The sequence below is a fragment of the Phocaeicola faecicola genome (assembly GCF_013618865.1).
In the GTDB taxonomy this organism is placed as follows: Bacteria; Bacteroidota; Bacteroidia; order Bacteroidales; family Bacteroidaceae; genus Phocaeicola; species Phocaeicola faecicola.
Map to the genome: position 1 here is coordinate 1 of NZ_JABSOE010000042.1, position 12,681 is coordinate 12,681.

General features: G+C 51.4%; 7 protein-coding genes. All 7 read left to right on the forward strand.

Going from position 1 to position 12,681, the window contains the following annotated elements; translation table 11 throughout:
- Nucleotides 1-200 precede the first annotated feature (200 nt).
- The 7 genes from H3001_RS11955 to H3001_RS11985 all read left to right on the forward strand — a co-directional run bounded on the left by H3001_RS11955 (nt 201) and on the right by H3001_RS11985 (nt 12,680).
- Complete coding sequence (locus tag H3001_RS11955) at nt 201-2,258, forward strand: sugar-binding domain-containing protein (protein WP_181215058.1); 2,058 nt, start codon at nt 201-203, stop codon at nt 2,256-2,258.
- Nucleotides 2,259-2,499: 241 nt separating this feature from the next.
- Complete coding sequence (locus tag H3001_RS11960; RefSeq protein WP_178243511.1) at nt 2,500-2,853, forward strand: hypothetical protein; 354 nt, start codon at nt 2,500-2,502, stop codon at nt 2,851-2,853.
- A 177-nt stretch (nt 2,854-3,030) separates the two neighbouring features.
- Entirely contained in the window at nt 3,031-5,376 is a 2,346-nt protein-coding gene (locus H3001_RS11965) for a TonB-dependent receptor (RefSeq protein WP_178243513.1), read from the forward strand.
- Nucleotides 5,377-5,745: 369 nt separating this feature from the next.
- Nucleotides 5,746-9,078 carry a SusC/RagA family TonB-linked outer membrane protein gene (locus tag H3001_RS11970; RefSeq protein WP_219915874.1) on the forward strand — a complete coding sequence of 1,111 codons (3,333 nt, stop codon included), beginning with the start codon at nt 5,746-5,748 and terminating at the stop codon, nt 9,076-9,078.
- 10 nt (nt 9,079-9,088) lie between these two features.
- Entirely contained in the window at nt 9,089-10,606 is a 1,518-nt protein-coding gene (locus H3001_RS11975) for a RagB/SusD family nutrient uptake outer membrane protein (protein ID WP_181215034.1), read from the forward strand.
- Nucleotides 10,599-11,531: a putative zinc-binding metallopeptidase gene (locus H3001_RS11980; RefSeq protein WP_178245618.1), complete on the forward strand. Its 933-nt coding sequence runs from the start codon at nt 10,599-10,601 to the stop codon at nt 11,529-11,531. Before H3001_RS11975 ends, H3001_RS11980 begins: the two co-directional genes overlap by 8 nt.
- A gap of 12 nt (nt 11,532-11,543) precedes the next feature.
- On the forward strand, nt 11,544-12,680 hold the full coding sequence (locus H3001_RS11985; protein WP_178245620.1) for a DUF4302 domain-containing protein: 1,137 nt from the start codon (nt 11,544-11,546) through the stop codon (nt 12,678-12,680).
- Nucleotide 12,681: the final 1 nt, after the last annotated feature.

Below are 12,681 nucleotides of genomic sequence, written 5' to 3' on the forward strand. Positions count from 1 at the left end.
TAATCCAATATCTGTGTGGGCAGTACAATACTGGCCAACATGCTCAAATAATCGTTTTCCATGCTGTAAAGTAAAGAACTATTCGATTAGATTACAAATTTATCCCCACTAAATTTCTACTGAGCCATGAAAAAACGGAATTTTTTTTAGTGGCAGGATGGCTTTTTCATCTTGCCGTGTGGGGACAGGCTGCAGAGCAGATGGACCTGTCCGGAATCTGGCGCTTTCAACTGGATCCGATGGGGTTCGGGAAGACTCCGGGCTCGGAACTGTATTTGAGCAAACTGACGGAGACCATTGTATTGCCGGGTTCTACGGATGAAGGGGGTAAGGGGATACAGAATTTTGTGGCGCACGTCGACCGACTTTCACGTAAGTTCGAGTATTGCGGACAGGCATGGTATCAGCGTGAGGTGGTCATTCCGGAATCCTGGAGAGAGAAGGACATTGTGCTGTCGCTCGAGAGATGTCACTGGGAAACGACGGTATATGTCGACGGCAGTCTGGTGGGGGCAGATGAGCGCCTTTCTACTCCCAACCGTTTTGTGGTTACTGGTCAGCTGACACCGGGACTTCATACGCTGACCGTTTGTGTGGACAACCGGCTGAAATATCCGATGGACCAGTGGAACCACGGTACTACGGAATATACTCAGACCAACTGGAACGGGATGGTGGGGCAATTGAAACTGGAGGCTTATCCGGCATGTGCGATTCGTGGAATGCGGGTGGATACCGACATCGACAGTAAGAAGGTAATGGTGAGATTACGGACGGGTAAGGCAAAGGAGGTTCCGGCTACGCTGGAACTTCGGGTGAAGGATAAGACCGGAAAAGTGGTGGGAGTCCCTACCTCATCGGTAGTGATAAATGGCAGTACGCTGGTACAGGAATGTCCGGTGAAGGGCGACATGGTACTGTGGAATGAGTTTACGCCGGAACTGTATACCTTGGAGGCTGCACTTACCGTAGAGGGCGAGACGTATATGGAAAAGACTTTTTTCGGCTTCCGCAAGGTTGAACAGGGAAAGCATCACATTCGTCTGAATGGCAGAAACATTCATCTGCGGGGAGTGCTCGACTGTGCGGTGTTTCCCAGAACCGGTTATCCGGCAACCGATGTGGCAAGCTGGGCTAAGATATTCCGCACGGTCAAAGAATACGGTATGAATCACGTGCGTTTCCATTCATGGTGTCCGCCTGAGGCCGCTTTCTTTGCTGCCGACAGCCTGGGACTGTCTGACTTTCCGGGTCAGGGAAGTGCCTTTGTAGGTATCCTGGAAGCTTTCTGGGAAAGCAAGGGACTGGTTACGCCTGAGAAATTCCGTGAGTCGTGTGCGCCTGTGGTACTGCTGGCTCGCTTTCCAAAACGTACGTATCTGAATAACGAGGTGCTGAGAATAAAACTGGGAGTGTATCAGTTTGCAGACAAGGCTATCAAAGGCGGCGTACTGCAGTGGAGTCTGGAGGACGAAGGTCAGCATGCGGTTGCGGAAGGGAAACTGAGGCACGGAACCTTGCCGGTCGGTACGGTTGATTCACTGGGTGCGGTAGCGGTTGATCTGAAGGCGGTTGCCCGCACTGGGAAATATACGTTCAGACTCCGTATGGGGGATGAAGTGAAGAATGAATGGGATTTCTGGGTATATGCAGAGGACGAAATCAACCGCTACCAGGAGTTCCGGTATGTAAGGAATTGGGAGGAGGCGAGAGACAGACTCTTGCAGGGGGAAAGCGTATTGTTCGTACCGGAAAAGACGAACGGACGGAAAACGCGTTTTACCGGTCATTTTTGGAATCCGGTCATGTTTAATTGGGACCCGATGATTGTGGGTACGTGGATTGATCAGTCGCATCCGGCATTGGATCTGTTTCCGACGTCTTATTATGCCGATTGGCAGTGGTGGGATATTCTGAATTACGGACAGGCAGTCGACCTGACAGAACTGAGGGAACTGCAGCCGGTCATTCAGAGTGTCGACACCTACGAAGTCAACCGTAAACTGGGGATTTCGTTTGAGGCAAAGGTGGGTATGGGAAAACTGTTTGTCTTGTGTCTCGACATGGATAAGGGTATTCACCAGCGCCTGGCGATGAAACAATTGCTGACATCGGTGGGCAGTTATGTCTTTTCCGACCGTTTTGTCCCCCGGTGCAGCGTACCGGTCTACCGGTTGGATGAGGTCTTTTCGCTGGAGAAAGAAGGAGAAACTGTCAATAAGGATAATGCAGCGGTGCGGCAGTTGCTGAACCAATAAGAAGGGAGGAAGATACATCACCACGGGCGAGTACCTTCCTTTTTTTATCTATCTGCCGTTTTTATCATGCCTGCAGCGGCAGGAAAAGCGGAGCAATCTGCAAGGATAGTGCGTAGGGCCGAATATACCTAAAAGTGGGGATTGTATACTTGTACGGAGGCTCTTATCTTTGCAACATCAAATCATAGGCATTTCTGCCGGCTGACCAGATGAGGGCGGGCGGAACTCCGGACAATATATTATGTACAAAAATCAGCGAAACATACATAGGATTTCAGGAGGCTTCCTGTTGGGACTGTTCGTACTGTACTGGTGCGGCATTACGCTGTTCATGCACTCTCATGTGGTGAACGGGGTGGTGGTCGTGCATTCGCATCCCTTCAAGGCGGAACATTCACATACGAAATCCCAGCTGGAAACCATCTTTTATTTATCCATACTTCAGACTTCGGGCAGCGTGGATGCGGAAGTGGTATTGCCTTTGTGGCTCGTCCCCTTGGCGGTAATCGTTTCCGGATATCTCTGTGCCCTTTCTTTCCGTCCGAATCCGGACGTCTGTACGCGGGGACCTCCTGCTAGGGTGATTGAATATTGACAGATGCAGTTGTAACCTGTATGTCGGAACAAATGCGGCATGCGGGTTTTCGACTGGAAGATGAGCGGTCCTGTTACGGACAACAGGCGGTTGCGGCAGCGGTATGCTGCGGCCTGGGAACCTGTTGCCGGAAGGATAGCGGTAACCTAATCAATAACCCTAAAAAGAAAAACAAGGATGAAAATAATTTATATGTGTATGCTGGGAGTGGCATTGTCGTCTCTCTCAGCCAGGGCTTTTGCAAATGCAAATGAATGGATGGATACGGAAGTGAATGTAAGAGATACCGATGCCAACATTGTCGGTCATGTAACGGACAAGGATACCGGGGAACACCTGCCTTATGTATCGGTGCTACTGAAGGGGACTACCCTGGGGACGACAACCGATGCAACGGGACATTATTTCCTGAAGAATCTTCCGGAAGGGACGTTTACCCTGGAAGTGAGTTCGGTAGGATACAAGACGGAAAGCCGGACGGTCCGTGTGAAAAAGGGACAGACCCTGGAACTCAATTTTGAGATAGCGGAAGACCGGGTGGCCCTCGACGGGGTGGTGGTTTCGGCCAACCGCAATGAGACGACCCGGAGAATGGCTCCTACGCTGGTCAATGTGGTGTCGATGAAGACATTCGAGAATACCAATTCTACCTGTCTGGCACAGGGACTGAACTTCCAGCCGGGGGTACGGGTGGAGAACAACTGTCAGAACTGCGGTTTCCAGCAGGTGCGCATCAACGGACTGGACGGTCCGTATACGCAGATTCTGATTGACTCGCGTCCGATATTCAGTGCCCTTTCCGGAGTTTACGGACTGGAGCAGATTCCGGCAAACATGATCGACCGCGTGGAGGTGATGCGGGGTGGAGGTTCGGCCCTGTTCGGGTCGTCTGCCATTGCGGGTACCATCAATATCATTACGAAGGAGCCGGTACGTAATTCGGCACAGTTCTCGCATACGCTGACGGGCATCGGGGTGACTTCGGCCTTCGACAATACGACGACGGTGAATGCCTCGCTGGTATCCGACAATCATAAACTGGGACTGGCGGTCTTCGGACAGAACCGTGAACGGGCGGGGTACGACCATGACGGAGACGGTTTTACGGAACTTCCGGAACTGAAGAATCAGACGCTGGGTTTCCGTTCGTACCTGAAGACGGGAGATTACTCCAAACTGACGCTGGAGTATCATCACCTTCAGGAGTATCGCCGGGGCGGTGACCAGTTGCGGCGTCCGGCGCACGAAGCCCTGATTGCCGAGCAGCTGAAGCACAGCATCAATACGGGAGGAGTCAAGTTCGATTTGTTCTCTCCGGATGAAAAGCACCGTCTGGGGGCTTATCTGTCGGCACAGCATGTAGACCGTGACAGTTATTATGGCGGCGGAGAAGACATGGAAGAGAAACTGAAGTCGTACGGACACACTACCGACATGACGTGGGTGGCCGGCGTACAGTACAGTTACAATTTCGGGCGTTGTCTTTTCATGCCGGCAACCCTGACGGTGGGTTCGGAGTACAACCAGGATAATCTGAAGGACAATATGTGGGGACGGGGACGGTATATCGACCAGAAGGTCCGTACCGTCAGTGCCTTTGCGCAGAACGAGTGGAAAAACCGGAAGTGGAGTTTCCTGCTGGGAGGACGACTGGATAAGCACAGTCTGCTTTCCAAACCGATTTTCAGTCCGCGTGCCAACCTGCGTTTTAATCCGACAGACAATGTCAATCTCCGTGCCAGCTACTCGTTTGGCTTCCGGGCGCCTCAGGCCTTTGACGAGGACCTGCATGTGGATAATGTGGGAGGAACGGTGGCCGTCATCCGTCTGGCCGATGACCTGAAAGAGGAAAAATCGCAGAGTTTCAGTCTTTCTGCCGACCTGTATCATGCCTGGGAGGACTGGCAGGCGAATTTGTTGGTGGAAGGATTTTATACCGATATCTCGGATGTATTTGCCCTGACTAAAATCGGAAAGGATGAGAATGGGGTGATTATCAAGGAGCGTGGTAACGAGCGGGGAGCCTCAGTGTATGGATGTACCGTAGAAGGTAAGCTGGCATGGAAGAAATACTGGCAGCTTCAGGCGGGTGTGACCTTGCAGAAAGCTGCATATAAGGATGCACGCTCCTGGAACGAGGATGATCCGACGGTGCCGCTGGAAAAACGAATGTTCCGTACGCCCGATGTGTATGGCTATTTTACGATGACCTATACTCCTGTGCGTGCTTTATCCCTGGCTTTGTCGGGTACGTATACGGGCAGTATGCTGGTGGAGCATCATGCCGGGTATATTTCCCAGAACCGGACGGAGACCACGCGTCGTTTCTGGGACATAGGCATCAAGGCAGGCTATGATTTTCAGTTGTACAAGAGCATCACCCTGCAGTTGAATGCCGGGGTACAGAATATCTGGAATGCCTATCAGAATGACTTTGACAGAGGGACTGACCGTGACTCGGGATATATTTACGGTCCGGGAATGCCTCGGTCGGTATACGCCGGTCTGAAACTGAGTTATTGACCGTAAAAGGATATTTTTCGCCCTTGCTTAAAGGGAAATTTTTCTTCATGTTTCTGTTGAATCGGGCTGTCTGGGGCGGATTTTCGCCGCTCCGGATGGCCTGATCTTTTTGTAAATTTCGGTGAAAAGGAAAGCGAAAATCAGAGGTGAGGCAAAGGGGGATAAGGACTGTTTGCAAGATGGATATTGCTGATATTCTTCTGAATAGATAATGCTATGATTGTTGTGTTTTATTTGCATAAACATGAAAATACCTATTTGTGGGTATTGACATATACCCGATTGACTGTATAAATTTGCAGAAAAATGACAAAAATGAAAAGACTTAACTGATTATTACCACTGATCATTGTATTATTATTCACGACTGTGGTAGATGCCGGAGCGCAGCACGGACAGGCGGAAGTGTCCGGGGGCTGGTGGCTGAAAGGCATGGTGACAGATGGGCATGGTGAACCTCTGGTGGGGGCGACTGTCCGTGAGGCCCGGACATTCAAAGGGACGGTATCGGATATCGACGGTAAATTTTCTATTCAGGTACGTAAAGGGCAGATCTTGCTGTTTGACTATGTGGGTATGAAGCAGCAGAAACTGCAGGTAAATACGGACAAGTTCGTCAAAATCGTAATGGAGTCTTCCGACAATTCATTGGAAGAGGTGGTGGTGACCGGTTATCACCAGGTCAACAGCCGGATATTTGTCGGCTCGGCGGCCAAGGTGTCTACCAAGGATTTCGCTTTCTCACCGCAGGCCGATTTCTCGCGGCTGCTGGAGGGTAAGGCTCCGGGACTGAATATTTCTTCTGCTTCGAGTGCGTTTGGTTCAGCTCCTAAGATGAATATCCGTGGAGGAGGTTCTATCAACGGGAGTGTGCAACCGCTGTGGGTGGTTGACGGGGCAGTACTGGAGGACTTTGCCTCGCTCGATACGGAGCAGTTGCTTTCGGGAGATGCCATTACCCTGATCAGTTCCAATATCGCCGGACTGAATCCGGCGGATATTGAAAGCATCGAAGTTCTGAAAGATGCTTCAGCCACTTCTCTCTACGGGGCCAGAGGAATGAACGGGGTGATTATTGTGACGACAAAGTCGGGAGAAAGAGGAAAGGGACTGAGCCTTTCGTACAACCTGACGCTCTCTAAAAGATTCAAACCCAGTTACCGGCAGTTTGACATGATGGACTCCCGGGAGACCATGGAGGTGTACCGGGAAATGGAGAACAAGGGATATTTTACCATGAACGAGGCACTCTATGCCCGCAGGGGCGGGGTATTCACACAGTGGTATGAGCGCATTACGGATTTCGACGGGGCCGGTTTCGGACTTACGAATACCGAGGCGGAAAAGGAGGGTTTTCTGGACCGGGCAGCCGGGTACAATACCGACTGGTTCGACCGGATCTATACGGATGCGCTGACGCAGAATCACTCGTTGTCTCTGGCATACGGCGGTGAGAAAAGTACGACGTATGCTTCCCTGAGTTATTATCACGATCCGGGAGAGACGGTGGCCGACCGTACCCGGAGGGCAACTCTGAACCTGAAGAACAGCCTGTATCTTTCGGAAAAAGTAAAAACAGTGATCGGGGTGCAAGCGAGCTTCAGGGACCAGTATGCTCCGGGGACTTTCCCGAGAATCCGGAACCTGGAGGCGGGGGCTTACAAGCGTGACTTTGACATCAATCCTTTCTTCTATGCTCTGAATACGCCACGGACACTGAGACCGTATAATGAGGAGGGAGCATATGAATATTACCGCAACGACTGGGCGCCTTTCAACATCATGGAGGAATATCAGCAGAACCGTATGCAGATCAAGATGAACGAATTCCGTTTCTTTTTGCAGGGAAACTGGAATCCGGTGAGTGAACTGCACATTTCGGCTTTGCTGAATGCCCGGCATGCCGTGACACACCTGATGCATCACATCGGAGAGCGGTCGAACGTAATCGGTGCGCATCGGGCGGATGGAAACGGGGTGTTCCGCAGGGACAATATTTATCTGTACAGGGACCCCGTGAGCGGGACGGCGCGGGTGGCTCTTCCGATGGGAGGCGTATACGATAAGACTACCCGTTCGCTGCAAAGCTATATGGCACGTCTTTCCGGTGATTACGGACACAGCTTCGGTGAGCATCATCTGAAGGTATTTTCCTTTGCCGAGATGAAGATGTCGGACAATGATATCGACCAGTTCAAGGGGTATGGCATTGCTTTCGACAAAGCCAACAGTGTTTCTGCCAGTCCGGATATTTTCAGAAAGACGATTGGTGAGGGACAGGAGTATTTCGGCCTTCAGCATACGTATGACAGAGGGATTGTCTTTTCCGGTTCGTTGACGTATAGTTACCGGAACCGGTATGTGCTGAACCTGGTAGGCAACTATGAGGGCTCGAATCTTTCGGGAACGAGTGACCGGGTAAGGTGGCTGCCTACCTGGAACATCGGTGGAAGATGGAACCTCAGCGAGGAAGAGTTTTTCAGTCGGGCAAGCAAGGTATGCAACAGACTGGCATTGCGTGCCAGCTATGGACTGGTAGCGAAGATGAATCCGCAGGCCATTAATTCGGTCAGTGTGTTCGACAGCAAGGTGACCTTCCGTCCGGATGTGCAGAGCCGGGAGTATGCCATTTATCTGAAGCACCTGGAAAACCGTGACCTGACGTGGGAGAAGATGTATGAGCTGAATGTGGGACTGGATGCCGGGTTGTGGAACAACCGGGTGTCGGCGACCCTGGATGTGTACCGGCGGAATTCGTTTGACCTGATTGACCTGGTCCGGACTGCAGGCATCGGCGGGGAGTATCAGAAGTGGGCTAATTTCGGTGATATGACTACGACGGGCTTCGACTGGAGCCTGCAGACGGTGAACGTGAAGGGCAAGCATTTCAGCTGGAGCACGGTGTTCAATTTTTCGTATTACAAGCAGCGGATTACACGTCTGGTCAATACGCCGTCTACTTTCGATCTGGTATCGGGTACCGGTCGTGGAAACCTGGAAGGCTTTCCGCGTGGGGCGTTGTATTCGTTTGAATTTGCGGGACTGAACGACAGGGGACTGCCTTCGTTTTATTGGGGCGACCTGCCGCTGGAGTCGGATGAACTGTCGCGGTTGTCGGGAGCGAACTTCTATGATACCCGGTACAACCGGTCTTATCTGGTGTACAACGGTCCGGTGGATCCGTATATTACCACTGGCTTGTCGAATGTCATTCAGTTCAAGAACTGGGAACTGGCTGTTTTCCTTTCCGGACAAATCGGTAATAAGGTGCGGCTGGCTCCTACTTTCGACCCTGAGTACGGTGACTTGAATGTGTTCACTACCCGCTATCGTGAAAGATGGCTGACAAAGGGAGATGAAAACCGTACCCATATACCGGTCATTCCGGGAACCGACCTGATTGGGCTGGTGGGACGGCAGAATATTGAGCGGGCTTATAATGCGTATAACTATTCGGATGTCAATGTGGTTGACGGCAGTTTTATTCGCATGAAGAGCATCTCCCTGACGTACCGGATTCCGGTGAAGGTCTGTGAGCGGCTGAGCCTGAAATCGGCCTCGGTCAATGTGCAGTTGCAGAATCCTTTTCTGATTTATGCGGACAGGAAACTGAACGGCAGAGACCCTGAGTTTGTAAGTTCCGGAGGAGTGGCCACTCCGATACAGCGTACTTACAGTTTATCTATCAATACGACTTTCTAATGGATGTATCATGAAACGATTTGTAAAAAAATACCTGTTGGTAATGGTGGTGTCGTTGAGTTCCTGCCAGTTCCTGGAGAAATTTCCGGATTCCAATGCGGATGTGCGCATTGATACGAAGGAGAAGGTTCAGGAACTGCTGACCGGAGCGTATCCGCAGGCATCGTATTTCCGGTTTCTGGAAATGAGGACGGATAATGTGGGAGACAAGAGAAATGCCCTGGAAGCGCCTCGTCTGGACGAGGCCATGTACTATTGGAAGGATTATGATGAAGAGGAGCCGGATTCACCGAAGGCTTACTGGATGGAGTGCTATCGGGGGATTGCGCAGGCCAACAAGGCACTGGAGGCTCTGGCCGGGTTTGCCGACAAGCTGGATCCGCAGGTACAGGCCCTGTATGCCGAGGCTTTGCTGATACGGGCTTATCTGCATTTTATGGTTGCTAATATTTGGGCGCCGGTTTATGAGGGAGAGGAGGAATCGAAGCAACTTCCGGGAATCGTGTATGTCGAAACTCCCGAGAAACATGCGCTGGTGAAGTATAAGATGGAGAATCTGGCGGATACGTACCGGAAGATAGAGCGTGACCTGAGGCTGGGACTTGCCTGGGTCAGGGATGATTACTATGCACAGCCGAAATTCCATTTCAATAAGAAGGCTGCCTATGCTTTTGCAGTACGCTTTTTCAGTTATACAGGGCAGTGGCAGGAGGTAGTGGATTACAGTGCGTACGTACTCGGTACACAACCGGCGAAGGCGATTACGTCCTTTCTGGATGTGAGTGAGCAGCGTGCGGAGGAGAGAATGGCTTATTATGCCTCGGAGCAGAATCCGAGCAACCTGCTGATGACGGTTACCGAGTCGTTGTGGTATAAGTATTACATCGACGGAAGGTTTGGACTGGATGAACCTACTTTTCAGAAGGTGGTGTGGAGAATCGGGGCAAAGACCTTGTATCAGATTGCGGGCTATCAAAGGATGGCGCAGCATAACCGGCTGAATACGGCGTATTTTCCGAAGTTCTCGCATTTCAGAAATGCGGAAGGGTTATTGAACAGCCAGCGTGGGCATTTTTGCATGAACGTGCTGTTTACTACGGAGGAGGTGCTCTTGCATCGGGCAGAGGCATATGCCATGCTGGACAACAAGGAGCTGGCGCTGAATGATATTGTGACGTTTTTCCTCGCCAAGCACATTATTGCGAAGGGGGTGGGTGAGGCTCCTGAAAGAGAGGAACTCGACTTCATTCCGACTTCCGACCGTGACCGGATCCAGCCTTATTATCGTCCGTTGTCTGCCAGTCAGGCGTCGTTGCTGTACGTGATATCGGAAATGAGCCGGCAGCAGTTTATGCACGAAGGAATGAGGTGGTTCGATTTGCGGCGCTATCACATGAGTGTGGACCGTAACCGGACGGGAGAGGCGCGCAACGTGAATTGGGTGTTGAGACCGGAGGACAACCGGAAGGTGTTGCCGTTCCCGAATGAGGCGATTAATTATATTGAAAAAATAGTTGACAATGAATAAGTTTTTTAAGTGTGTGTTAATGGGGCTTCCCGGCCTGTTGCTGTTGGCTGGATGCAAGTCGGAAATCAGTGACTTGCGGCAGGAGGCTCCGGCGGTTGAAACGCAGCTTACTGAGTTGGACCGTTGGCTGTTGGAGGAGTTTGAGACTCCGTATAACATAAGGGTGGTATACAGGCAGATGCCGTTCCGGGATCCGGTGGCTCCGGGCAACCGTTCGGTGCAGTTGGCACGGGTCAAGCCTTTCCTGAAAGCGTACAAGGAACTGTGGATTGATCATCTGGAGAAACTTTTCGGAAAGGAGTTTATCCGTCGATATCATCCGAAGGAAATCCGGTTGTACGGGGCTCCGAACTTCGACAGCCGGATGGTGGAGGGAATGGACACTCCGGGATTGGGTACGCAGGTCATGCCGCTCTATCAGGTGAATGCCTTTGAGCCTACCCGTCCGGAAGCCGTATACCGGATGATGAGGGAGGCAACCTTCTGTTTTGCCAAGAACCTGATTGAGCTGAGGCCGGTCGACCTTCCTACGTTTTCCGGGTATAATATAGTGAGGTACAGTCAATGGACCGACAATGAACTGCAGGGAGAGTACACGGACCGTTCCGACCTGATGGCTCCCTTCGGGTATTTTACGAAGGCTGCACAAGGCGGACCGGTGGTAGACTTTGCCGAAACCTTCAGCCTCCTGCTCTGCCGGTTGCCGAAACAGGTGAATGCCCTGATGCAGGTTGACGAATTCGAGACGCCTCTACCTTATAAACTGGTGCTTCAGAAAAAGGTGGCTTTCGTCGATAAGTACCTGCTCGAAAATTTCGGAATCAAGCGTGCCTCTGATTTGTCGCGCGTATTGCCCCGCCTGATTGAGCAATATCCGAAGAAGTATGCGGAAGGGGCGGCTTCCGGTGAAACAGTGGAACCTTAATATTTTCAGACCATGATGAGAAACAATGATATCAGACCGAGCCGTAGTATTCTGAAAGGAATGTTGATGATCGTCTTGCTGGCCGGACTGCCTGCCTGTCGTGAACGTACGGATGAACACATCGGTACGGTTACCGAAAGGCAGCAGCAGAGAATCGACGAACTGAAATCGGTACTTTGCAGCGCTCCCAACGGGTGGAGGATGAAGTATTTCCCGAATCTTAACTCCCGCTTGAATACGGACATCACGGAAAATTACAAGACAGAGGCGCATTCGCTGACCGATGTGTACCTGCAGCGGCGGATGGGGGCCGGCGGATATAATCTTTTCCTGAAGTTTCGGGAAGGAGGAGAGATGGATGTGCTGACCGACATTGCGTATGCGCCTGCAGATGTGAAGAGTCATTACCAGCCGGTCTATCAGCCGGAAATCGGGCAGGCACAGTACGGTATTTCCGTTTCCGACGACCTGACGCTGTTTTTCCGTACGGGTACCATGCTGGAAGAACTGTATCCGTTTCAGATCAATGCGACGGCTAAATTCCTGCCGGTGCTGGTTTCTCCCGAACGGATATTGCTCAGGACGATGAATTATCCGGAACCTGGGAGAGAGTGGATTGAGATGACTCCGCTGGAAGTGCCGGAGGAGCAGTGGGCGGAGAAGATGAATCGGATTATCCGGGAAAAGGAGGAGTTCCGGACACGCTCTTACAAGGCTTTGCGACAGAATCTGAAAGAAGACCGGGACTGCGTGCTGCGGATAATGGTGACAGATACCCGGAAGGTGGTGTATGAGACTTCCTACGACTTTGGCCAGCAGATGATGCAGTACAGGTTGTCGGCTTCGTATTCGAAGGATTGGCAGTCGCACCGGAAAGTGGCCCGGTACGACCGGATGCAGTATGAACTGTTTCTGAAAAATGAGCAGCCTAACCTGACGGTACACGGATTCGACGGAAGTACGTATTATACCGGACTGGGTTCGGGGTATCTTGCTACAGAGAACGGACTTGAATTTCGACCGGGATTTAAGTTTGATGAAGGAGTGGTGTTTTCCGAATTCACGCATACGGAAGGCAAGAAAGAGTGGGTGAGTACAAGCGGCATTTATACCGCATACATCACTTTTGCAGAGAAGAACAAACAATGAT